This window comes from Spiroplasma endosymbiont of Danaus chrysippus (genome assembly GCF_902809815.1).
Taxonomy (GTDB): Bacteria; Bacillota_I; Bacilli_A; order Mycoplasmatales; family VBWQ01; genus Spiroplasma_E.
On the sequence record NZ_CADDIL010000002.1, the window covers coordinates 142,580 to 167,139 of the forward strand.

Here is a 24,560-nt window from a genome sequence, read left to right on the forward strand (position 1 = left end):
GAGAGATATTATGGCTATTCCACAAGTTCCAACTGGTTTAATTACTGGTGGTAATAATGGAAATAAAGCAATGTTAACTGCTATGGAAGCACAAGTAAAAGGTATACTTTATAATGATGAAAGTATGATGTTTTTAAAAGCAAGTGCAGTTGCAGAACAAATAAGTGAAATACCTGGAGCAGTAGAAGCATATTATCGTATTGCTGAACGTTTACGTTGAGGTTCAAAATATGATGTTATGATTGGTACAAATAAACAATGAACAACATTAAGAACAACTAGTGTTATTTTAGATCAAATATTAGTTATTGATTGAAGAACTGAAGATTTTGATATGAATAGATTTATGTCAAGTCCAATTCCTTTAAAAGCAAATATGTTATCAATATGAGCAGAAAGTGCATTAAGAAATTATTTATTTATACAAGAATGTATTTTTTTACAAGGTATTAAAGATTATTGTATTGCTAAATCACAAGTAATTCCTATTAATATGTTAGAAATGACAGAAGATACAGCAAAAGCAGCATTTTATCAAATTGGAGATAAAATGAATGAATTATTAGGAAATATAACTGAAACTGAAATTGGTACAAATGTAAGTGATTTTATTGGTGCATTAGGATTTACTCCAATGTTACAATTAACAAAAGCATATTTAAGATTAAATTATGGTCAAATTGCAGCAGATACTGTAGCAAGTGGCCAATTATATAAACAATCAGTATTTGGTATGTTTTTATATAAACATATGTTTTTAAATAAAGATATGGTTAAAGATACTAAAACTGGTTTACATTTAGAAAAAACATTTGATTTAAAAAAAGTATTAGGAGTTTTTGTACATAGAAATGCATTTGCACAACCTAATAGTTTTCAAAAAATTGTTAATTTAATTGATAATAATACATTAAATCAAAAAACATTAGGTAAAGCACTTTATGGTATAACAACAGCAATTCGTGGTTGATTATCATTTATTATTATGGAAAAAATGCCAACAGCTGATGAAATTAAAGAAGCACAAAAACGTTGTTGAACTAATTGAATTAAATTAACTCCAGCAGAAAGAGAAAAAGCACCAGTAACATTTAAAATTGCTGATTTTGATGATTTTAGAATTAGTTTAAATGATTTAATTTATTATAAAAATTTAGGAAAAATAACTATGGCTGGTGATACTCCAACTAATGATGAATTAGAAACTGCAATAATAAATGCTGGTAATAATGGTTATGAAAAAAGTAAAGCAACATTTAGTAATATTACATCAATAAGTGCTACTATGACTGGTAATGATAAAGATTATATTGAAGAAATAGAATTAAAATTTTCTAAAAAATAATTATGGAATATATTTATAAATATTTTGATGAAAAAGCACGTATTACTATTTATTCACCAAAACCAGCAGATTTAACTACAAGTAATGATATTAGAGCAATTTTATTAGATGAATATCCTAAATTAAGAAATGATTATTTTATTGTTAGTGATGTACATGATAGTTATGCAATATGTGTTGGAGATAATATTCATTGTGAGGGTAAAGTAATTATTAAAATAGAAAAACAAACTAATTTATTAAAAGGAGTAAATGAAAATGCCAAATGACACCATTGTACAATCAAATAATTATACTTTATTAAAAATAATTCGTTCTTCAATAAGTCCTTTATCGGCAATGATTGGTACAAGTGCTTATTATGGTCAAGTAATTGTAAATCCAGTATTAGGTTCAATTAATAGTTTATTATTTGGTAAAAAATTAGGTTTAGATATATGAAATTTAAATCAAAGACCAAATACTAAAACTAAGTTAATTAATAGTAGTAAAAAAATATTATTAGGTTTAGGAACAATTGGTTTAGTTAATTATGCAAAATTTACTAATAATGATATTAATCCTAATCCAACTCCTAATCCATTTCCAAATACAACACCAGTTAATCCTTTTCCAGATGATTTATTATTTAGTAATAATAGCACTGATAATCATTTAATGGATTGAGATACATATATTAGTTTAAATGCTTATGGTATTTCAAATCTTATTAATGGATTAACTGAGTTAATACCTAATAAATTTGAAACAATAAAAAAGATTTGTAATATGGCAACTGGTGGATGTTTAATATCAAGTGGTGTAGCAATGGGTATAAATAATGATTTTAATAATGCTTATGCAGTACCTACCATAATTGCTGGTGCAAGTGAAATTATCCATAATTTACTACCTATGGAAACTACAAATCATATTGAAGAAATGCAAGAAACACCATTTAATAATGAAACTTCAAGATTAATAAATGATAATAGATTTACTATTAATAGTGAAACAACTAGTCAATATGGTAGTGATAATATGAGTGAAGTACTATTAAATCATGATAATGCTTCATTAAATTGAGATTATAATCACATGAGTTTATAATGTTACCTTTAATTATTGAATGAATATATTATGCATTAGCAAGTAATGATATTAAATTAGCATTAATAAATGCTTTAAAAACTTATTATAAAAATCAATCATTAAAAGCAGTATTTGATAGTGAAAATATTAGTGAAAAAGAAATACATCAACCATATAGTGTTTTTAATCCAAATATACTTAAAAAATTAACAAGTATATTAAAACCAAGTGAATTATCTATATTACAAAATGAAATTAATAAATTTAAAAATCCAATAAATAGTTTTAAAAATTCTATTATGTCAACAGAAATTAGAACTGTTAAAAATTATGTAAATAAATTTGATAATTTATTTAAAGAAAATGAAGAAGAAATACCAGATAATGCATGAGAAGTATTATCAAGTTCATGATTTAAAAAAGGAAGATTTATTGTTGATAATAAAAATTTAAAAATTGGAACTTTAACAACATTATTTCAAAGTGATAATGATAAAAGACAAATATGATATGGTCCATATACTTATCCAGCATTTCCACAAGAAATATGAATATTAATGACACAAGCTAAAGGTAAAAATGGTACTGGTGCTGGAACTATATTTTGAAAATTTTGAAATAGAAAATGATTACCAAGTCAATTAAGAAAATATATTAAAAGTGAATTAGCAAAAAAAGGTAAATATTATGGTTCACAAGATACTAGTGTAATTTATCCAAATAATATTAATGTACAAAAAACTATGAATTTTATTAATAGATTAGAAAAAGGTTTTTTTAAATTAAAAGAATATAAAACTTTATCTAAAAATGAAATAGGAAGTACACAATGAAGATATGAAAGAAAACAATTATTAAAAAATTCTTTACATACAAGAAAATATATAAAAATTAAACAAAATTCTAATTTTTATAAAACATGAAAGTAGGTGGTAATTATTATTGAATTAGATAAACCAATTAAACCAATTGGTATATGAAATACTATTAATCCATTAAGTAAAGATAATAAAGAATATAAAAAATTAAATAAGATTTGATTTAATAAAAATAGTACTCATATAGATAAAATTAAAATTTTAATATCAAATATTTTAAAAATAACTAGTCATAGTCTTGGTATGTTTATAACATTATTTTTTACAATAACACCTTGATTAATACCTAAAATACCAATATCAATGGGAATAGGTAATTATACTAATGAATATAATTTTACTTGACCTGACCATTTAATATTAACTTTATTTCCTATGTTTGGTCATATTGGATTAAACTTAGTAACTAAATTAGGTAATTATGGAAAATTAATTAAATATTTATTAATAACTATACCAATTATTATTACAAGTCCTTATTTAATATATCAATATAAAGAAATTAGAAAACATAAAAAAGAATGTCATTTATGTAAACAACATTCAAATAAAATACAATTGGAGGAATAAAAAATGAATTTATCTACAACAGTAATATCAGCAGTATTAAGTGGAGCAGTTGCTAGTGGAGTAATTGTTACTATTGTTTTATTATTTTTATCAAAATTTATTAAAAAATCAAAACAATCAAATTTAGCAAAAGAATTAAAAAATAATAAAGAATTAGAATTTATTAAAGCAAATATTAAACAAATAAATTCTCAATTACAATTAGAAACTACATCAACTGCTAAATTACTTGATAGTTTTAATGTAGAACAAGAACAAATAGATAATTTTGTAATAGCACAAAAATCTAAAAAGAAAGAATTATCTGAAAAAGATAAGAAAAAAGTAACTAAATTTAAAATTTAAAGGGTTTAAATACCCTTTATTTTACATTAAGGAGTAAATTATTATGGCTATTAAAGACCCATTAATGTTTATAACAATTGAAGAATTTAAAAATTGAAAAGGTTTTAATAAATCATTATTTGATGAAGTTACAACACCAGATAGTGAAATTAGATATGCAATAGAAATTGCAAGTAGTAATATTGATTATTTAAGTGGTTTTACTATTTCAAAAAAATGACCAGAAATAACTCCAACAAAATTTACTGATAATATTCAAACGGCAACTACTCATTATGTTAATTTTTTATTAGGTAAAGGAGTTGAATATGCACGTGGTCAAGCAAGTATTGGTCAAGGTGGTATTACTTATTCACAAAATAATCCAGAAGACCCTTATTATATTGTTCCACAAGTATTTAATTATTTAAAAGAAATAAATGAATATCCAACTATGAAAGGTTTTGATCTTAATGTTTCATCTAAACAAAATTGATTTAAAAAATTTATGGGTAGTGGTGGTGAACAAAATCCATGAGAAATTTATTTACAAACTCTTAATTTAAAATCATCAGATCCTAGAACTAAAATTAGTATTACTCATCCAAAAAATATTATGGGTTCAGTAGTTGATATTGATACTACTGGTATAAAATCATTTGATAATTTAACAACATTGGAATTATTTAATAAATATTTTAGTAATGATACTATGAAATTAGTTGATGGTAAAGAAGGTCAAGAAAAGAAAGTTATTAGTGCTAATAGTAGTGGTGAATCATTATGAGAAGTTGATAAAGATAATCCTAATTTTATTAAACCAAAAGATTATAAAGGTATTGATGTTAATGGTAAAAGAATTATTGATGTTGGTACTCCTACATTTTTAAGTGATGCTACAACTAAAGTATATGTTGATAATTTATTAGATAAAAAACAAAATAAATTAATTGCTGGTGAAAATATTACTATTGATAAAGAAACTAATACTATTAGTGCTACTGGTGGTAGTAGTGAATCATTATGAGAAGTAGACCCTAATAGTCCAAATATTATTCAACCTAAAGAAAAAAGAATTATTACTTCAAATAATACTAGAATTGTTGATATAGGTGAACCAGAACAAGAAAAAGATGCAACTACAAAACAATATGTTGATAATTTATTAGATAAAAAGCAAGATAAAGAAAAGTGATTAATAGTTGCTACAAGTGTTATAAATGGAGTTAATCAAACTATTACATATGATTGTAAAGAAAATAGAAGATATCGTATATGATTTAATTATGGTATTAGAAGACAATCATTAATATTATCTGATATTTATATTTATGAAGAATTTATTTATTCAAAAGGAAGTAATACTGAATTAACATTTGATATAAATCATTCTCAACCTTATTTAATTTGTAATAGAACAAATACTCCAATATTTACTTGATTAGCTGGAAATACAAGAAACGGTAATTTATGAAAATTAGAAGAATTAGAAGAAAATAATGAAAATATTTATAAAATTACTAGTAATACATTAAATATTATTTCACCAAATAAAATTAATATGAATAAACCAATAAAAATTATTTCTAATAATTTAGAAACAAATGAAATTGAAGAAAATTGTTGAGATATTGAATTAAAAAATAATCCAATTCCAAGTATTCCAAAATGAAAAGAAGTAGGAACAAAAATTAATATAAATCATATTAAATATACTTTTAAATCAAATACTAAATATAAAATTTATTATAATTTTGAAAGCCAAACAAGTAGTAAAAAATTTGCTTTTATGTGTAAAGAATTTTTATATGGTGAATTAAATAAAGAGGTTCAAACTTTGGATTGAGATAATATTAATGGTAGAATAATGCTTTCTTTACAAATGCAGAATGATACAATTGCTATTGTTAGTGACCCTACAAGATTTGGTCAACTTTTAAAATTAGAAGAATTGCAAGAATAATATTATGAATAAAGAATTTACATTTATATATGAAATAGTTTATTGATTATTAGGTAAATCTGATTTTACACATGATGAATATAATTTTAGTGGTTCTAGATATAGTGGAAAAACATTTACTGTTGCAATGATATTACCAGTATTATTTGCAGTAGCAATTAAATTAAATAAAAAAGTTGCTATTTATGGTTTTAGAAAACTTAATAAAGATATTAATGATATGGTTAAAGAAATATATGAAGCATTTATATCTGCTGGATTTCAAGATTATAAAGATTTTACTTTAAAATATCCAAATAAACAAGCAGATTTTCGTTTTAAAGGTAGTAAATCATTTATTAGAGTTATGGGTGTGTATAGTAATAGTAATGATAGAATACCATTAAAAGGCCTTTCTCGTAGTGAAATAAAAGGATTTGATTTATCAATAGAATGAGAAGAAGAAGCAAATGAATTTACACAACAAGAATTTCAAGCAATTACATTTGCTATTGGTAATGCTAAAAAAAGAATTAAAATAACAACTTGTAATCCAGATAATATATATCAATATCATATTAATTATATGAATGAACGTGTACCTTATAATTTAGAAATAATGAAAGTAAAAAATGAACAAATAAAATCTATTATTGATAATAATAAATTTAAATTATTTCATTATAGTAATTGAAAATTAAATAAACATAATTTATCACAAGATATAATTAATGATTTAGAAGAATTAAAAGTATTAGACTCTATAAAAGCACAAAGTTGATATTATGGAGTTCCTAGTGTTTTACAAGGTGCTATATTTGCAAGATATTTAGATAAAGTAAATACTAAATTAGATTTTCAAGTACAAAGATTAAGTGGTGGTTTAGATATAGGTATGGCAACAAGTAGTAGTGGTCATCCTACTGCTGCTTCATTATGATTTATTGGTGAAAATTATAATGGAAGAAGAGCGCATAAAGTAAGTGAATTTTATCATAGTAATGCTAATATTAATGGTCAACCAGCAATGTATTTTAAAAATACTTATGAATTAGCAAATAGTATTATTGATTATTATTTAATTGAAGCACAAAAATATTTTGCTATGTTTAAAGGTTTTACTTGTTATGTTGATTATGGTAATGGTGGACAAGCATTTATTGATGTTTTAAATGTAGAAAAAAATAAAAGAAATATGAATTGATTAAATTTTGAACCAGTAGATAAATCAGTAATGTATTTAAAAGATAGAATTGATTTTACTACTACTGGATTAATTAAAAATATATTAAGTTATGATTGAAATAATTGTCCAGAAACTAAAAGACAATATAGTTTAATTCAATGATTATCTAAATCTAAAATAGATAATGCTAATAATGAACCACAAATGTTAGATTTACATGATGATACTTGAGATAGTGATTGTTATGCATTAATGAATGATATGAAATGATTAATTGAACAAATAAATAATGAATTATTAATTAATAAAACTAAATTTGAATTTGGTAAACAATATAGTTTTATTAATAATAAGGAGTGATAATATGAATTATAATCCAACAGAATATTTTAGTATACATGAAGATATTTGAGAATTAGATATACCTAGAATTATTGCAAATAAAAGTACAATGTTATGATTAGGTAAAGGTTTATTATTTAAAAGTGAAAATAAAGAATTATTAAATTTTTTAAATAAATTAAAAGATAAAGATAAATGAAATGAAAAATTATATCAATTTGGTATTCAAAATTCATTATTAGGTAAATGTTTTTTAATATGAATGTTAACTAAAAATGGTGAATTAAGTTTAACTTTACCAAGTCCAAGTTTTATGTCACGTGTTGCTAAATTTAATGAACAAGAACAATCAGCAGAATTATTTTTTATGAATGAACAAAGTGATAATGGTAGTTTAACATGAGTAACAATAGAAAATTCAAAAGTAAAAGTTGAAATATTTAATGGTAATAGAGAAATTTTATTAGGTAGTACAAAATCAAAAATTAAACCAGAAAGTCAATTAAAAGAAAAATATGAATTAAAAAATCCATTTGGTTATTTACCAATTGTTGAAATTACAAATTTACCACAAATTCATTTTTATGGTAATAGTAGGTGGTTAGCCCTAAATACTGGACCACTTTTGGATAGACAGTTTTAAATTTTTATTTGTGAAATTGGTGGTTTTAGAAATTTAGAATGTATTCTTTCGTAATTATAAAACATAATATATTGGTTTACATCATTTATAGCTTCATTGAGAGAAAAATATTGATTTGAACCTTTAGGTAGTCATTCTTGAGATAAATGAGAAAATCAGTTTTCAGATATTACATTGCCACCAATATCATAAGGTTGTTTTTTGCTTAAAATTATTTGCTTATCAGCAGCTCAATTTGTGATGTCTTGACAATAAAATTCGTTGGCGTTATCTGAGTGTAAAATAACGTTTTTTACTTGGTTTCAAGAGAATTGTTGATTTATTTTTTCAAGTGCAGGAAGGATTAAATCTTGATAGGATTTGTTTGAACATGTATTATAGCTTACAATATTATTTGAATAAAAATCAATAATTACAAAAAGATATAATCAACCTTCTTTAGTATTTATTTGTTTAGTGTCCATTGATCAAATTTGATTTGAAGAGGTTGTACTTTTATAATCTTTGTTTACTTTATCCATTGTAGGTATTCACTTATTTGGATTTTTTTTGTTTTTAGGATAGTTATTTTTAGTTTGTTTTAATCCTTGAAGATTGTGATCTTTCATAATTTTTCGCATTTGTTTTGTTGATAATTCTAGATTTAAAATAATATGTTTGTATTGTTTTAATCATTCTTTAAATGCTGAAAAAATTCGTAAATAGCCATAAATTTGTCCTTTTCTTGTAAAATGAAATTCAAGTAAAAGTTGGCATAATTCTTGATATTTATGTGTACAATTACTAATTTGATTTTTTTCTTTTTTAATAGGGTTTTGTTTGTTTTTTACAAAATAATATGTTGATCGGTTTAGTTGAAGATGTTGGCAAAGATATCTAATTGAATATTGGTTTTTGCTATCATCAATAATTTGAATTTTTTGTTTGATATTTAACTTGTTAATTACTAATGCTATTTGTTTAATTTTATCCATTATTAAAAATCCTTTCATGTCAAAATTAGTGTTAATTGTATAACACAATTGTTTTTCGAATACATTCAAGTTTTTTTTAAATTAATGGTCTAGTAAAAAGGGCTAAGTAGCAAGTAGCAAGTAGCAACCACCATTCTTCCAGTTTTACTTTTATCAATTTGAACAATACTATAACCATAACCAGATTTAATATGACAATCTTGATAAAATAATGAATCTAAATTATTTCATTCTTTTAATTTTTCAATTGCTCTTTTATAATTATCATCTTCACTTGTTAAAGTATAACCATTACCCCAAAGTAATTTAGAAGCATGATTTGCTATTATTTCTTGAAGATTTATCATACATCAATTAGGAGTTAATATTTCAGTATTATGATTATTCATATATTATTTCCTTTCAAAATAAGGATTTATATTTGCACTTAAATTTCTAATATATGGCTCAATTGCATAATCAAAAGCATCACGTAAATGGTCATTACCTGCTAATGGTATCTGTTTAATACTTTTAGGGTCTCATACAGCCAATCTAAACTCATCTAATAATGCTTGTGCATTCATACTAATATTTAAGCGTTCTGAAGCCATTAAAGCCACATTCTTACCTATTCTAAACTCAAGTCTTAATTTCACACAATCTTTAAAATATAATCATGAATTAACCCTATATTTAATTGCTGTATCATTTAACATTTCAATAAATGTATAATTACTAAAATCACAATATACAGTTAAACCATATTCATATAACAAATTATTTTCTTTTGCTAATTTAATATAAAACTCAACTACTAATCTTGCTAATTGTTTATTATCATAACGTACTAATTTATTTTCTATTTTTAAACAATCAATAACATTAACAAATTTAAAATTATAATCAAAACCTATTAATACACATGCTAAAGCATCATCTTTAAACCCATAATCTAATCCAGCACTAAATCTATAACTTGGTTGTAATAATCTACTAATCTTATGAATTAAATGTTAATATATTCCACCAGATTCATAACCTACTAAACCATGACTTCTTACTCTTGCAGATATTGGGTCTAATTTTTCTATTTCTAATAATTGTTGTTTATCACTATCTTTTAAATGAGTATTTAATTTTCAATTTTGATAATGATAAATAGTATTATCAATAATAGTAAATTGTTCATATTCATTAATAATTTGTTTTTCATTTTGAGGACAAGCATTTATAGTTTTTTTAATAAATTCATTAAGAATTGACCAAGGATTACAACTTTCAATTTCTAATAATTGATTTGCTCCACGAATAGCATCTTTTAAATCTTGATAATCATTTTCAGTAATTTCATATCTTTCATCACTTCATATAATTACATAATCATATAAATAATTACTTGCTAATCCAGTTAATTTAACATTACTATTATCTTGTGAATGTAAATATTTACAAGTTATTTTACTACCATTAAATTCAATAGTTTTTTTAGTTTCACTAATAATAAAATTAATTGATGGATATGTTGCTCTAATAATTTGCTTTAATTCTTGTCAACTATCATTTAATTGTTTTGACATATTACGAATTAAATAAGCATGAATATTAATATTATCTAACATTAATAAAATACCAAGAAATTCAATATCACTAAATGTTTTACCAGATTTACGACTACCTAATTGTTTAATTTTATTAATATTTAAAGGTTGTTTTAAATACATTCTTTTAGCAATATCTAATAAATAACCAAAATTACTTAACATTTATTCTTACCTTTATTTTCTAAACTAATTGCTATAGGGGTGGTATTATCATTATTTTTTATATCAATTTTAGTTGATAAATGATATTTATTAACATATGCTCTTTCTAAATATCATGATGAAGTACCAGCATTTGAAGTTAAATATCTTTGTAAATTTAAGTGTTCAATTTGAGAATGCGCTCAATTAATTTGTTGTAAAAAAGTATTTCTCTTTTTTTGTTTTCAAGTCCTAATAGTACTTTCAGTTATATCTAAATAAATTAACATTCCTAATTTTGTAGGAACTTCTTTAAATTCATTACAATGAATAAAATAATTTTCTAATGATTCTCTTAATTTTGTAGCATCATTAAAAATTGTTCTTATTTTTATTTTTTCTTCTTGCACATAAAAATCTCCTTTCATATGCTTTAAAAAAACAAAAATTTATGCTATAATTAATATAATCTTTAAGTTAAGTCTGACAAAAATAACTTATTAACTTTATTAATTACTTCATATACTTTTTTATTTAATTTTTATAATATAATTATAACAAAAAATAGCATTACACTGCTATTTTTTTATTTTTTCTTTTAAATTTAAACATTTTCTTAATTTTATTCCCTAAATTTTTTCAAAACTTAAATTCTGGATGTTGTGATTTATACATAATCATGCAACCAATAAAAGTTCCTATAATATTAAGAGAAATAGTTAAGAATAATACTCCAAAAACTTTATTTTTTTCNTCCTATCAAGATTTAATCCTTCCTGCACTTGAAAAAATAAATCAACAATTCTCTTGAAACCAAGTAAAAAACGTTATTTTACACTCAGATAACGCCAACGAATTTTATTGTCAAGACATCACAAATTGAGCTGCTGATAAGCAAATAATTTTAAGCAAAAAACAACCTTATGATATTGGTGGCAATGTAATATCTGAAAACTGATTTTCTCATTTATCTCAAGAATGACTACCTAAAGGTTCAAATCAATATTTTTCTCTCAATGAAGCTATAAATGATGTAAACCAATATATTATGTTTTATAATTACGAAAGAATACATTCTAAATTTCTAAAACCACCAATTTCACAAATAAAAATTTAAAACTGTCTATCCAAAAGTGGTCCAGTATTTAGGGCTAACCACCCAATAATTTTACTTCAATTTTGAACAGATATTGTTCATTTTTTTCTTTTTTTATAATTTTTATAAATTATAAATTGATATATATAAAATTACTGTTATAATTTTACTAGCATAATATTTAAAATGGAGTTAGAAGTAATATGAGTAAATCTAAAATTTCATTAAGTTTAAAAAATGTTGAATTTCGTTATAAACCAGAATACAATAACGCTGTTGATAATGTTAGTTTTGATATTAATCATGGTGAATATATTACTATAATTGGTCATAATGGTAGTGGTAAGTCAACACTTTCAAAAATTATTATTGGTGTTTTACACAAACAAAAAGGTACAATTCAATTATTTGGTGAAACAATTACTAATAAAAACATTAAACAATTACGTCGTCACTTAGGTATTGTTTTTCAAAATCCTGATAATCAATTTATAGGTTCAACTGTTCGTGATGATATTGCTTTTGGCTTGGAAAATCATTTAGTTGAACCCAGTGATATGCCAGCAATTATTGACAGAGTTTCTAGGGCAGTGGGTATGGAAAAATATTTAGATCATGAACCACTATGATTATCTGGTGGTCAAAAACAACGTGTAGCTATTGCTTCAGTTTTAGCTTTAGAACCTGATATTATTATTTTTGATGAGGCAACTAGTATGCTTGATCCAAAAGGTAAACGAGAAGTTAAAGAAATTATGTTAAAATTACAAGAACAACGCAATAAAACTATTATTTCTATTACTCATGATATGGATGAAATTATTAATGCCGATAAAATTATTGTTATGAATAAAGGTAAATTAGTTCGTTATGGAACTCCATCTGAAATATTAAAAGAATGAGACTTTTTACAAAGTATTCATTTAGATATTCCTTTTGTTTTAAAAGTATCGTTAGGTTTAAAAAATAAGGGAATTAATATTAATGAAACATTAAGTGAAGAGGAGTTGATTTCTAGCTTATGTCAATTAAATTCAAAGAAGTAAGTTATACTTATTCTCCAAAAACCCCTTATCAATATCAAGCATTAAAAGATATTACTATTGAAATTGTTGAACAAAAAATAGTTGCTATTATTGGTGAAACTGGTAGTGGTAAATCAACTATGATTCAACATATTAATGGTTTATTAGTTCCAATGGCAGGTTCAGTTGCTATTAATGATTTTATTATTAAGGCTAATCAAAAAAAAATTCGTGATATTAAAAAAATACGTAAACAAATTGGCTTAGTTTTTCAATTTCCCGAATATCAGTTATTTGAAGAAACTATTGAACGAGATATTATGTTTGGACCAGTTAATTTTGGTGAGAAAAAAGATAAAGCACGAGAGTTAGCAAAAAAATATATTAATTTGGTTGGATTAGACGAAACATACTTATCAAGAAGTCCATTTGATTTGTCTGGTGGTCAAAAACGAAGAGTTGCTATTGCTGGTATTTTGGCATTACAAGGTCATACTTTAATTTTAGATGAACCAACAGCAGGACTTGATCCCGATGGTGAAAAAGAATTAATTAATTTATTTTATGATTTAAATCATAAAGAAAATAAAACTATTATTTTAGTAACTCATAATATGAATCATGTAATAATGGTTGCTGATGAAGTTATTGTGTTACATAATACACAGATTTATAAAAAAGCAGATCCAATTACTATTTTTAGAGATAAAAAATTAATTACCGAAACCGGAATTGAGCCACCAAAAATTTATAGTTTTTTATATAAATTAGAAGCAGCAGGATTTGATACATCAAAAATTACTGCTAGAAGTGATTCAGAATTAATTGACCAGTTGTCAAAAATATTATCCAAAAAAAATAGCAATAAAAAGTAAGGAGTAATAAATAATGAAAGTTAGTTTTGGTCGTTATTTACCTTTAAATTCAATCATTCATCGTATAGATCCAAGAATTAAATTACTAGTTTTAATTTGTTTAATTGCTTCACTTTTTTTTCATACTGGTTTTGAAGGTTACGCTCTTATTGGTTTTACTGTCATAACAATTTTCTTTTGTGCAAAATTACCTTTTATGATGTTATTAAAATTAATGCGCCCCATTTTATTTATGGCATTTATTTTATTTATAATTAACTGTTTTTTAACTGATGGCCCTAATGTAGGAATGATTTGACATTGGCATGGTATTAAAGTATCATATAAAGCTATATTTGTTAGTATTTATATTGCTCTTAGAATTTATTTAATGATTTTAATTACAACAATTTTAACAACCACAACTCAACCATTAGATTTAACATTAGCATTAGAAGATTTAATGTTACCACTAAAATTAATTAAATTTCCAGTACATATTATTTCAATGATTATTTCTATTGCTCTTCGTTCAATTCCTACATTATTAGATGAAGCGGGCAGAATTTTAAAAGCGCAAGCATCACGTGGTGTAGATTTAAAGAATGGTCATTTTAAAGAAAAAGTTAAATCGTTAGTATCATTAATTATTCCCTTATTAGTTTCTTCATTTCAAAAAGCAGAAGATTTAGCATACGCTATGGATTCAAGGGGTTATGATCCACAAGGTAAAAGAACACGTTTTTGTCAATACCATATTGATTTTAAAGATATATTTTTCTTTATTATTGGTGTAGGATTGTTAGCATTTCTTATATCTTATACTTATCATCCAGAAATATTTTGAAGAATTCCATTTATTGATGATTATTATTCACAATAATAAACGTATATGAATTAGGTTTACTAATTTTAAATATTTATTAATATTTAGTTAAAATAAAAATTTTGCAACAAGTGTCATAATATTTATCATTTTTATTTTTTCTTATACTCCCTATTATTTTTTTTAATTAAAAATTCTTAATTTAAATTTAAAACATATTAATAATTAAAATTAATTAAGGAGTAAGTCCGGTTGCTAAATTATAATCATAAATATCACTATCTAAGTTACTTGTAACTACAATACTGTTATTTCATTCAACATTTTGTTGTGCTATTTTTTCACTAACTAACAATTGTTCAATAGCTTTATCTAATAAATTTAATTGATCTAATTCTAAATTATTTAATGCATTTTTTATAACTTGTTCATCATACATATCATCACTATTAAAATTACTTAAATCAAAAATTTGTTTTGAACTAGAAACATGATCAGATTGCAATTCTCTTTCTTTTTCTTTAATAAGTTGATGTCTTTTTTGGTCATATTTTTTCTTTCTTGCTTTTATTTCGGATCTTTGATTATATTTTTTCTTTTTTGCTTTTACTTCAGGTTTTTGATCATATTCTTTTATTCTTGCTTTTATTTCAGGTCTTTGAGCATATTTTTTCTTTCTTGCTTTTACTTCAGGTCTTTGTCTATATTCTTTCTTTTTTGCTTTTACTTCAGGTTTTTGTTCATATTCTTGTCATTTTCTTTTTTTAGATTGTTTATTAAATATTTCTTCATTGGTTTGAAATGAAGAAGTAGTATTAGTAACTATACTTAAACTATTATTCATATCTTTTTACCCTAAATATAATTAAAGTTAATTTTATTTAAACTTTTATTATATATTTTTTGCTATTTATTAAAAATAATATTTTTTGATACGGGCGCATAAATTTAACTCATACTTTCATAAATAACAAAGAACGATATAACTATCGTTCTTTTTTTGTTAAAAGATTAAAACTTCATAAAACTGTCGTAGAAGTCTAATAGTGAGTACTTTATGTAAATACTTCTATATCAGAATAAAAGAGCATTTAATGTTAAGTAAGTTAAAATGTTACACTGTATCGCTTAATGTAATTATAGATTAATTTGAATAGCCTTATTATGGCTCAGTAAAGAACCCATTAATCTAATTAATAATGGTGGTTAGCCCTAAATACTGGACCACTTTTGGATAGACAGTTTTAAATTTTTATTTGTGAAATTGGTGGTTTTAGAAATTTAGAATGTATTCTTTCGTAATTATAAAACATAATATATTGGTTTACATCATTTATAGCTTCATTGAGAGAAAAATATTGATTTGAACCTTTAGGTAGTCATTCTTGAGATAAATGAGAAAATCAGTTTTCAGATATTACATTGCCACCAATATCATAAGGTTGTTTTTTGCTTAAAATTATTTGCTTATCAGCAGCTCAATTTGTGATGTCTTGACAATAAAATTCGTTGGCGTTATCTGAGTGTAAAATAACGTTTTTTACTTGGTTTCAAGAGAATTGTTGATTTATTTTTTCAAGTGCAGGAAGAATTAAATCTTGATAGGATTTGTTTGAACATGTATTATAGCTTACAATATTATTTGAATAAAAATCAATAATTACAAAAAGATATAATCAACCTTCTTTAGTATTTATTTGTTTAGTGTCCATTGATCAAATTTGATTTGAAGAGGTTGTACTTTTATAATCTTTGTTTACTTTATCCATTGTAGGTATTCACTTATTTGGATTTTTTTTGTTTTTAGGATAGTTATTTTTAGTTTGTTTTAATCCTTGAAGATTGTGATCTTTCATAATTTTTCGCATTTGTTTTGTTGATAATTCTAGATTTAAAATAATATGTTTGTATTGTTTTAATCATTCTTTAAATGCTGAAAAAATTCGTAAATAGCCATAAATTTGTCCTTTTCTTGTAAAATGAAATTCAAGTAAAAGTTGGCATAATTCTTGATATTTATGTGTACAATTACTAATTTGATTTTTTTCTTTTTTAATAGGGTTTTGTTTGTTTTTTACAAAATAATATGTTGATCGGTTTAGTTGAAGATGTTGGCAAAGATATCTAATTGAATATTGGTTTTTGCTATCATCAATAATTTGAATTTTTTGTTTGATATTTAACTTGTTAATTACTAATGCTATTTGTTTAATTTTATCCATTATTAAAAATCCTTTCATGTCAAAATTAGTGTTAATTGTATAACACAATTGTTTTTCGAATACATTCAAGTTTTTTTTAAATTAATGGTCTAGTAAAAAGGGCTAAGTAGCAAGTAGCAAGTAGCCTATTCTAAATATTTTTCTATATACTTTAAAACTATCTCTAATTACTTGTTGAACCACTGGTGGAGCAAATGCTATTGCTTTTAATCATTTATTATGATTAACACCATAACCAATGTATCAACCACTATATCAACGATATCAATGGAATGGATGTATTTGAGTAACAAAAGTTTCTGCTTTAAGAATACTATCAACAACTGTAATTGGTTTATATTTAGTATTGCGATGATAAATAGTAATTGCACATTTATCTAATGATAAAGGTTCAATTTTACAACCGATAAATACTGGTGAATTTAATGGAATTAATTGTGCATGTTTAATTGCTCTTTTTTCTGCACTAGTAAATAAATCAGTTGTTTTTTCTTTTAATTTATTAATTTTTTCAAATGCTTGTTTTTCCAACTTTTCAAATTTTTCTTGTAATTTATATATACTTTCTCGTAATTTTTCAAAATATGGTGTATTTTTTCAAAATTTATTTAAACCTTTTTTTAAATAAAATCTAATATCCAAATATTTAAACAATTTATTTGCATTTAAAACAATCTTATGAATTGAACTTTTTTTAAAATCAAATTTAATAGCATTAGCACGAATTTTTTGTAAATCTAAAATTAAAGTTTTTCCATATCTATTTTCTGAATGTATTGTATGAATTAAATTTAATCAATCATGTTGGTTCATTTTTAATACTTCTTTTAATTCAGTATTATATTTTTTTAAAAAGTTATTTGCTTTTTCAATATCTTTAATTTTAAATTTAGGAGTTAACTGGGGACTTAATTTTGTTAATGTATTTTGTAATAATAAGTAATCTTTTAACTCTTGTGTTTGTAATTTTTGGAAATTATTTTTATATTGTCTTTCAGCAACATAACCTAAATCTCGTAATACTGTTTCACGATTAGGAGTAAAACTATAATTCATTAAATAACGTTTATTACCAATAATTTTATCTGTTAAAATTTCTTTTCCACTTACTTGACTAATAATTTCTTGTAAATTTTTTGCTTCTTTAATACCAATTTGTTCTAATGTTTTAGTTTTTTCTGCTAGTTTAATAAATTTAGTAGTACGATAACCACGACTAATTTTATTAAGTCCAGCAAATGCAGGTAGTATATTAAAGAAAGTATTTCATTTTGTTACATTTCCTTTTAAATAATCATAAACTTGATTAATAGTAAAATCAGTTGTAGCATAAATACCAAAATTAATAGTACTTGCAATAAAATCACTTGCACCTAATCCAAGGGCTACACTTTCACTTAATCCACCAGTAAAAGGAGCAAGTGCTACTGCTATAACTTGTACACCAATCATTTCTAAAATTTCTCATCAAAAACTTTTATTTTCTTGTTGGTTACTTGTTCTAGTATGTTTTGGTTTATTTATGTTTAAAAGTATTGCTGTACTAGTTGTACCAATTGGCATGATATTATTTTCCTTTATTTAAGAGTTATTTTAATTGGATTTGTTGAACCTTTATAATTTAAATCATTAACGTTTGCACTAATAGTTATGTATAAGTGACCCGCTTTTTGTTTTTGATTACTTACATTAGTTTTTCCTTGTGCATCACTAAAATATTTAATAGTTGGATTTGTTAAATTTGGATTTAATGATTTAAGTTCATTAGTACTTTTTATTTGTGTATTTAATTCACTATTATTGTTATTAACATTTGCAGTAATATCAGTTGTTAAAACTGTAATTTTAGTTTTTAAATCAGTTTTTTCTGTTTTAATAACTCCACATAACATTCATCTTGATGTTGTTTCATTATTAGAAATATATGGGATTGCTTCTCCAACAACTTCACCAGCAACTTTATATGCTCTTCCTGCTTTATCATCTTTAATAAAATCTACATAAATAACTGTATTTTCTATCATGTATCTTTTCATTGCTCTTGGTGTTGCTAAAATAAAGGTCATTAATTGTTGTTCATTTTTATCATTAGTAAAAATCATATAGTCATCAAGAACGATTTCACATAATACGCCTTTTACATATAAATTATTTCCATTTAAACGTAATTGTTGTGCCAACTGATTATCGGTAATTAAACCTTTATTATCTGCTAAATAAACTAAACTATCATAAAGACCATTAGTAATAAAAAATTTACTATTTGCAATATTTCTAAATTGAAACAAAGTATTTCAAGCAGATAACATCGATTTTAAATAGCCTACTGGTGTTGTATCTTCAATATCGATTTTAGTAGCAAATTTTGCAATTGCTTGTGTATCATCAATTGCCAATTTATCTGCTAAATCATTTGCAACTTCATATTGCATACTATCTAATAAATTTTGTCCATTATTTGCTTTTAAATCTACATCTGCAATAATTTCCCCTGCAAGATATTTTTTAGTTATTTTCTTGTCTAATTTATTTCTATATGAATAAATTTCTTTTTTACCAAGATTAAAAGTTAAAATTCTACAACAATATTGCTGTTTTAAACCATTTTCATCTCAACAAGTAATAAAAGCATCATCTGCACATATATTTAATTTTTGATTATCTAATACTTTAAATTTTTCTTCTGGTATTCATTTTTCAATTTTTGAATCTTTAAAAATTCTTGAAATAAGATTTTTAGAAAAAGAAGTATATTTAAATTCTGATTGAATATTAAAATAACCTTTTTTACTTATTAAGTTTTCAATTAAATTATCTAATATATCAAAATATAAATCATTAGTAATTCTTGCTCTTTTTTTAATACCAAATTCTTCATAAATTGGATAATAATATTGTTTATTAATTGTATCTCAATAAACTCTTTGTCTAAAAGTTCCTATTCCAATTGGAGTATTTACTGTTCTATTAACTCTTGAATCAATTTTATATTGATTTTTATCTCTATTTTGAAAAAAATATTCATCATAATCATGGATTTTTTGAAAATATTTTGCTAAAATATTAGTGATTTCAGATTTTAGAAATTCTTTAAAACTAAACATTTTTTAACACCTTTCTAGTTATATGTTTCACGCTCAATTTTAGCAAATTTGTTAAAATATTGTTGAAAAATGTTTGGTTTTAGAGTATAATATTAACAAACGTTTAATAACTTGAAAATTCTATTTACGTTTAAAAGATAACTTTTATTAGTTATCTTTTCTTTTTTAATAAAATAATGTACAATAATGAAAAATATAGAAAAGGAAAATAAAAGTGGAATATATTGCATGATGAATATTATTAGGAATATTTATAATTAGTATTTTAGGATTTATAGGCTTATATGGTTGAAATCTATGTGAAAAAAATAAAGTTTTTGGAGTATTATTCTTAACTATTTCTCTTAATATTATAGGAACTTTTATTGGTTGCATGATTATGTATAAATCACAACATCCAGAATTTAAGTTTTGAAAAAATTTAGGGAATAAAATTAAGAAAATGTTTAAATTTAAAAGAAAAAATAAAAAAATAGCAGTGTAATGCTATTTTTTGTTATAATTATATTATAAAAATTAAATAAAAAAGTATATGAAGTAATTAATAAAGTTAATAAGTTATTTTTGTCAGACTTAACTTAAAGATTATATTAATTATAGCATAAATTTTTGTTTTTTTAAAGCATATGAAAGGAGATTTTTATGTGCAAGAAGAAAAAATAAAAATAAGAACAATTTTTAATGATGCTACAAAATTAAGAGAATCATTAGAAAATTATTTTATTCATTGTAATGAATTTAAAGAAGTTCCTACAAAATTAGGAATGTTAATTTATTTAGATATAACTGAAAGTACTATTAGGACTTGAAAACAAAAAAAGAGAAATACTTTTTTACAACAAATTAATTGAGCGCATTCTCAAATTGAACACTTAAATTTACAAAGATATTTAACTTCAAATGCTGGTACTTCATCATGATATTTAGAAAGAGCATATGTTAATAAATATCATTTATCAAAAAAATTGATATAAAAAATAATGATAACGTCGCCCCTATAGCAATTAGTTTAGAAAATAAAGGTAAGAATAAATGTTAAGTAATTTTGGTTATTTATTAGATATTGCTAAAAGAATGTATTTAAAACAACCTTTAAATATTAATAAAATTAAACAATTAGGTAGTCGTAAATCTGGTAAAACATTTAGTGATATTGAATTCTTAGGTATTTTATTAATGTTAGATAATATTAATATTCATGCTTATTTAATTCGTAATATGTCAAAACAATTAAATGATAGTTGACAAGAATTAAAGCAAATTATTAGAGCAACATATCCATCAATTAATTTTATTATTAGTGAAACTAAAAAAACTATTGAATTTAATGGTAGTAAAATAACTTGTAAATATTTACATTCACAAGATAATAGTAATGTTAAATTAACTGGATTAGCAAGTAATTATTTATATGATTATGTAATTATATGAAGTGATGAAAGATATGAAATTACTGAAAATGATTATCAAGATTTAAAAGATGCTATTCGTGGTGCAAATCAATTATTAGAAATTGAAAGTTGTAACCCTTGAAGTATTTTAAATGAATTTATTAAAAAAACTATAAATTCTTGTCCACAAAATGAAAAACAAATTATTAATGAATATGAACAATTTACTATTATTGATAATACTATTTATCATTATCAAAATTGAAAATTAAATACTTATTTAAAAGATAGTGATAAACAACAATTATTAGAAATAGAAAAATTAGACCCAATATCTGCAAGAGTAAGAAGTCATGGTTTAGTAGGGTATGAATCTGGTGGAATATATTCACATCTTATTCATAAGATATCACGTTTATTATAACCAAGTTATAGATTTAGTGCTGGATATTAGATTATGGGTTTAAAGATGATGCTTTAGCATGTGTATTAATAGGTTTTGATTATGATTTTAAATTTGTTAATGTTATTGATTGTTTAAAAATAGAAAATAAATTAGTACGTTATGATAATAAACAATTAGCAAGATTAGTAGTTGAGTTTTATATTAAATTAGCAAAAGAAAATAATTTGTTATATGAATATGGTTTAACTGTATATTGTGATTTTAGTAATTATACATTTATTGAAATGTTAAATGATACAGCAATTAAATATCAAGTTAATTCATGATTATATTTTAAAGATTGTGTGAAATTAAGACTTGAATTTAGAATAGTTAAGAATGTGGCTTTAATGGCTTCAGAACGTTTAAATATTAGTATGAATGCACAAGCATTATTAGATGAATTTAGATTAGCTGTATGAGACCCTAAAAGTATTAAACAAATACCATTAGCAGGTAATGACCATTTACGTGATGCATTTGATTATGCTATAGAACCATATATAAGAAATTTAAGTGCAAATATAAATCCTTATTTTGAAAGGAAATAACATATGAGTAATGAAACATTAATATCAGAAGAAAATTATAAAAAAAAGACTGAATGATTATCATCTGAATGATGTATGCTGAATTTAACAGAAATGATTGCTAATCATGCTTCTAAATTACTTTGGGGTAATGGTTATACTTTAACGAGTGAAGATGAACAATATAAACAAGCAATTAAAAAATTAAAAGAATGAAATAATTTGGATTCATTATTTTATCAAGATTGTAATATTAAATCTGGTTATGGTTATAGTATTGTTCAAATTGATAAAAGTAAAACTGGTAGAATAGCATTAAATTTTGCTCAACCATATGCTCAATCAAGAGTAGCTAGAGTATTAGATACTGAACAAGGAGCAAGTACTTGGTCAAGATTACAATATGATGACCAAAGTATTTATGTTAAAACAACATATACTCCAAATCAAATAATTAGATATTTTACTAGTGATTTTATTACTTTAGATGGTTTACAAGAAAAAATAAGTAAAGATTTACAATTACCTTTAATAGAAAATCATAATTTAGGTATTATACCAGTTAAATTTATGCAAAATTTACCAAAGAAAAACTTTTTTGGTGGAGTTATTGGTGATTATTATCCAGATATGACACCAATTAAAAAATTACAACAATTATTAAATAAAACATTTGAAAGTATTGAACATGAACTTGAATATAATGTTACTCGTGTATTTTTAGATATTACTGAACAAGAAATAAATCAATCTAAAACTGCTTTTGATTTAAAAAAATTAATAGGTAAATTTATTTTACAAGCAAATTTAAGAAGTTTAGGAAGTACTAGTGGAACACCACCAATTGCAATATTACAAGGTAATCCAATATTAGATAAATATGCAGATTTTATAAAATTTATTATTGATAAAGCATTTGAAGGTAGTGGATATAGTCCAGTCAATGATACTACTAGTCAAAAAACTGAAGCAGAAGTATTAATTACTAATTCAAGAGATATGGAAACTACAAGAATTAAAAGAACATTAAATCAAAGTGATTGAAATGAAATATTTCAAAGATGTTTTATATTAATGGGATTAGATGGGGATAAATCTAAATGAACATTTGAAATTAAAGAAAATACTATTATAGATAGATTAAAATCATTGGAAATTAATGAGAGAAAATTAGCATTAGATTTAACTAACAGAAAACGTATTCTTGTGCAAGAAGAAGGTGTCAGTGAAGAAGAAGCAATGAACATTCTTGAAGAAAATAGAAGAATGAGAAAAGAAGAAATTGATTTTGATAATAAATTAGTAAAAGATATTGATGGAGAAACTAAAAATGATATCGAAAATAAATCATCAATTAATTAAAACTGTATGAAAAAGTACAGGTGAAATTGAAAAAGATTTTACACAAAATAAAGATTTACAATTTCGTGTATGCCCTTTTACTATTATTTTAGGTGCGATAAATTCAACAGAAACGGGTTATAAACCACCAACTTCAATACCTAATGATTATACTTCATTTAGTAAAATCTTTACTGGTAGAGAAGCAATACAAGCAGTTTGAGACCATTCTTATTATCCTATTCAAAATAAAGATAATCCAGATGAAGCATATAAACAATTAAAAATTGGTGATGTGTTTTATGGAAATATATTATCAGACCAATTAGGTATTACTTATTCAGCAACTCCAGCAAATAACACTTTTATTCAAGAACAAGCAATTAAAAATGTATTTATTAATATTCCAAATGAAAAAAAGAATTTTAGTTTTATTAATAATATTGTTTCAAATTTATATAAGTTATATATGATTCCAGAAATTAATAAAGTTATAAATACTGATAAATCAATTAAAGTTGATAGACAATGATATATTCTTGAAGTTGCTAGTAAAACTTATAATAATGAAAATAAAGAATTGGCTTATATTCAATGTACTTTTAGTTCATTAAATGATTAATTAGCACATAGTGGATTAGCAATTAATCAATATGTACAATTAGGTGCCCCGGGCGACCCAGTAGCATTACCAGCATTAGATGAAAATAATAATATGTTTTAGACA

General features: G+C 23.3%; 26 protein-coding genes. 17 read left to right on the forward strand and 9 right to left on the reverse strand.

Going from position 1 to position 24,560, the window contains the following annotated elements:
• Positions 1 to 10 precede the first annotated feature (10 nt).
• Genes SPIRDC1_RS02655 through SPIRDC1_RS02695 form a run of 9 tightly spaced genes read left to right on the forward strand, consistent with a single transcriptional unit; the run spans position 11 to position 8,301 of the window.
• Complete coding sequence (locus SPIRDC1_RS02655; RefSeq protein ID WP_174480412.1) at positions 11 to 1,345, forward strand: hypothetical protein; 1,335 nt, start codon at positions 11 to 13, stop codon at positions 1,343 to 1,345.
• 2 nt (positions 1,346 to 1,347) lie between these two features.
• Positions 1,348 to 1,635, forward strand: coding sequence for a hypothetical protein (locus SPIRDC1_RS02660; RefSeq protein WP_174480413.1), 288 nt, complete (start codon positions 1,348 to 1,350; stop codon positions 1,633 to 1,635).
• Positions 1,604 to 2,434, forward strand: coding sequence for a hypothetical protein (locus SPIRDC1_RS02665; RefSeq protein WP_174480414.1), 831 nt, complete (start codon positions 1,604 to 1,606; stop codon positions 2,432 to 2,434). Before SPIRDC1_RS02660 ends, SPIRDC1_RS02665 begins: the two co-directional genes overlap by 32 nt.
• On the forward strand, positions 2,434 to 3,345 hold the full coding sequence (locus SPIRDC1_RS02670; RefSeq protein WP_174480415.1) for a hypothetical protein: 912 nt from the start codon (positions 2,434 to 2,436) through the stop codon (positions 3,343 to 3,345). Before SPIRDC1_RS02665 ends, SPIRDC1_RS02670 begins: the two co-directional genes overlap by 1 nt.
• Positions 3,346 to 3,864, forward strand: a complete 519-nt coding sequence (locus tag SPIRDC1_RS02675; protein WP_174480416.1) for a hypothetical protein — start codon at positions 3,346 to 3,348, stop codon at positions 3,862 to 3,864.
• A 3-nt stretch (positions 3,865 to 3,867) separates the two neighbouring features.
• On the forward strand, positions 3,868 to 4,209 hold the full coding sequence (locus SPIRDC1_RS02680; RefSeq protein ID WP_174480417.1) for a hypothetical protein: 342 nt from the start codon (positions 3,868 to 3,870) through the stop codon (positions 4,207 to 4,209).
• 43 nt (positions 4,210 to 4,252) lie between these two features.
• Positions 4,253 to 6,151: a hypothetical protein gene (locus tag SPIRDC1_RS02685; protein ID WP_174480418.1), complete on the forward strand. Its 1,899-nt coding sequence runs from the start codon at positions 4,253 to 4,255 to the stop codon at positions 6,149 to 6,151.
• A 4-nt stretch (positions 6,152 to 6,155) separates the two neighbouring features.
• Positions 6,156 to 7,679: a hypothetical protein gene (locus tag SPIRDC1_RS02690; protein ID WP_174480419.1), complete on the forward strand. Its 1,524-nt coding sequence runs from the start codon at positions 6,156 to 6,158 to the stop codon at positions 7,677 to 7,679.
• 1 nt (position 7,680) lies between these two features.
• Positions 7,681 to 8,301, forward strand: a complete 621-nt coding sequence (locus SPIRDC1_RS02695) for a hypothetical protein (protein WP_174480420.1) — start codon at positions 7,681 to 7,683, stop codon at positions 8,299 to 8,301.
• Here the strand turns inward: SPIRDC1_RS02695 and SPIRDC1_RS02700 are convergent.
• From SPIRDC1_RS02700 to SPIRDC1_RS02720, 5 genes are all read right to left on the reverse strand, one after another.
• Positions 8,298 to 9,293, reverse strand: a complete 996-nt coding sequence (locus SPIRDC1_RS02700; RefSeq protein WP_174479968.1) for an IS3 family transposase — start codon at positions 9,291 to 9,293, stop codon at positions 8,298 to 8,300. The genes SPIRDC1_RS02695 and SPIRDC1_RS02700 overlap by 4 nt on opposite strands.
• 71 nt (positions 9,294 to 9,364) lie before the next feature.
• Positions 9,365 to 9,664: a hypothetical protein gene (locus SPIRDC1_RS02705; protein ID WP_174480421.1), complete on the reverse strand. Its 300-nt coding sequence runs from the start codon at positions 9,662 to 9,664 to the stop codon at positions 9,365 to 9,367.
• A 3-nt stretch (positions 9,665 to 9,667) separates the two neighbouring features.
• On the reverse strand, positions 9,668 to 10,033 hold the full coding sequence (locus SPIRDC1_RS02710; protein WP_174480422.1) for a hypothetical protein: 366 nt from the start codon (positions 10,031 to 10,033) through the stop codon (positions 9,668 to 9,670).
• A 237-nt stretch (positions 10,034 to 10,270) separates the two neighbouring features.
• Positions 10,271 to 11,020: a phage terminase large subunit gene (locus SPIRDC1_RS02715; protein ID WP_174480423.1), complete on the reverse strand. Its 750-nt coding sequence runs from the start codon at positions 11,018 to 11,020 to the stop codon at positions 10,271 to 10,273.
• Positions 11,014 to 11,409, reverse strand: a complete 396-nt coding sequence (locus SPIRDC1_RS02720; RefSeq protein WP_174480424.1) for a terminase small subunit — start codon at positions 11,407 to 11,409, stop codon at positions 11,014 to 11,016. Before SPIRDC1_RS02720 ends, SPIRDC1_RS02715 begins: the two co-directional genes overlap by 7 nt.
• A gap of 889 nt (positions 11,410 to 12,298) precedes the next feature.
• On the opposite strand from SPIRDC1_RS02720, the gene SPIRDC1_RS02730 reads away from it, so the two are divergent.
• From SPIRDC1_RS02730 to SPIRDC1_RS02740, 3 genes are read left to right on the forward strand one after another with little or no spacing between them, the layout of a single operon-like run.
• Positions 12,299 to 13,141 carry an energy-coupling factor transporter ATPase gene (locus tag SPIRDC1_RS02730; protein ID WP_174480426.1) on the forward strand — a complete coding sequence of 281 codons (843 nt, stop codon included), beginning with the start codon at positions 12,299 to 12,301 and terminating at the stop codon, positions 13,139 to 13,141.
• The gene (locus tag SPIRDC1_RS02735) at positions 13,117 to 13,995 is read left to right on the forward strand and encodes an energy-coupling factor transporter ATPase (protein ID WP_174480427.1); all 879 of its coding nucleotides are present in this window, start codon (positions 13,117 to 13,119) and stop codon (positions 13,993 to 13,995) included. Before SPIRDC1_RS02730 ends, SPIRDC1_RS02735 begins: the two co-directional genes overlap by 25 nt.
• A gap of 13 nt (positions 13,996 to 14,008) precedes the next feature.
• Positions 14,009 to 14,857: an energy-coupling factor transporter transmembrane component T family protein gene (locus SPIRDC1_RS02740; protein WP_174480428.1), complete on the forward strand. Its 849-nt coding sequence runs from the start codon at positions 14,009 to 14,011 to the stop codon at positions 14,855 to 14,857.
• A gap of 178 nt (positions 14,858 to 15,035) precedes the next feature.
• Here the strand turns inward: SPIRDC1_RS02740 and SPIRDC1_RS02745 are convergent, their stop codons facing one another.
• The 4 genes from SPIRDC1_RS02745 to SPIRDC1_RS02760 all read right to left on the reverse strand — a co-directional run bounded on the left by SPIRDC1_RS02745 (position 15,036) and on the right by SPIRDC1_RS02760 (position 20,126).
• The gene (locus SPIRDC1_RS02745) at positions 15,036 to 15,644 is read right to left on the reverse strand and encodes a hypothetical protein (RefSeq protein WP_174480429.1); all 609 of its coding nucleotides are present in this window, start codon (positions 15,642 to 15,644) and stop codon (positions 15,036 to 15,038) included.
• A gap of 400 nt (positions 15,645 to 16,044) precedes the next feature.
• Positions 16,045 to 17,040 (reverse strand): IS3 family transposase, encoded by a 996-nt coding sequence (locus SPIRDC1_RS02750; protein WP_174479968.1) that lies wholly within the window; start codon positions 17,038 to 17,040, stop codon positions 16,045 to 16,047.
• An 84-nt stretch (positions 17,041 to 17,124) separates the two neighbouring features.
• Positions 17,125 to 18,585 carry a hypothetical protein gene (locus tag SPIRDC1_RS02755; protein ID WP_174480430.1) on the reverse strand — a complete coding sequence of 487 codons (1,461 nt, stop codon included), beginning with the start codon at positions 18,583 to 18,585 and terminating at the stop codon, positions 17,125 to 17,127.
• Positions 18,586 to 18,599: 14 nt separating this feature from the next.
• Positions 18,600 to 20,126 (reverse strand): UPF0236 family transposase-like protein, encoded by a 1,527-nt coding sequence (locus tag SPIRDC1_RS02760; RefSeq protein ID WP_174480431.1) that lies wholly within the window; start codon positions 20,124 to 20,126, stop codon positions 18,600 to 18,602.
• Between the two features lie 644 nt (positions 20,127 to 20,770).
• On the opposite strand from SPIRDC1_RS02760, the gene SPIRDC1_RS02765 reads away from it, so the two are divergent.
• The 5 genes from SPIRDC1_RS02765 (at position 20,771) to SPIRDC1_RS02785 (ending at position 24,455) form a co-directional block, all read left to right on the forward strand.
• Positions 20,771 to 21,100 carry a terminase small subunit gene (locus SPIRDC1_RS02765; protein WP_174480432.1) on the forward strand — a complete coding sequence of 110 codons (330 nt, stop codon included), beginning with the start codon at positions 20,771 to 20,773 and terminating at the stop codon, positions 21,098 to 21,100.
• A gap of 58 nt (positions 21,101 to 21,158) precedes the next feature.
• Positions 21,159 to 21,941 carry a phage terminase large subunit gene (locus SPIRDC1_RS02770; RefSeq protein ID WP_174480433.1) on the forward strand — a complete coding sequence of 261 codons (783 nt, stop codon included), beginning with the start codon at positions 21,159 to 21,161 and terminating at the stop codon, positions 21,939 to 21,941.
• A 206-nt stretch (positions 21,942 to 22,147) separates the two neighbouring features.
• Positions 22,148 to 22,513: a hypothetical protein gene (locus tag SPIRDC1_RS02775; protein ID WP_174480434.1), complete on the forward strand. Its 366-nt coding sequence runs from the start codon at positions 22,148 to 22,150 to the stop codon at positions 22,511 to 22,513.
• Positions 22,514 to 22,516: 3 nt separating this feature from the next.
• On the forward strand, positions 22,517 to 23,854 hold the full coding sequence (locus tag SPIRDC1_RS02780; protein WP_174480435.1) for a phage portal protein: 1,338 nt from the start codon (positions 22,517 to 22,519) through the stop codon (positions 23,852 to 23,854).
• The gene (locus tag SPIRDC1_RS02785; protein ID WP_174480436.1) at positions 23,823 to 24,455 is read left to right on the forward strand and encodes a hypothetical protein; all 633 of its coding nucleotides are present in this window, start codon (positions 23,823 to 23,825) and stop codon (positions 24,453 to 24,455) included. The genes SPIRDC1_RS02780 and SPIRDC1_RS02785 overlap by 32 nt, the downstream gene beginning before the upstream one ends.
• The last annotated feature ends 105 nt before the right edge of the window (positions 24,456 to 24,560 follow it).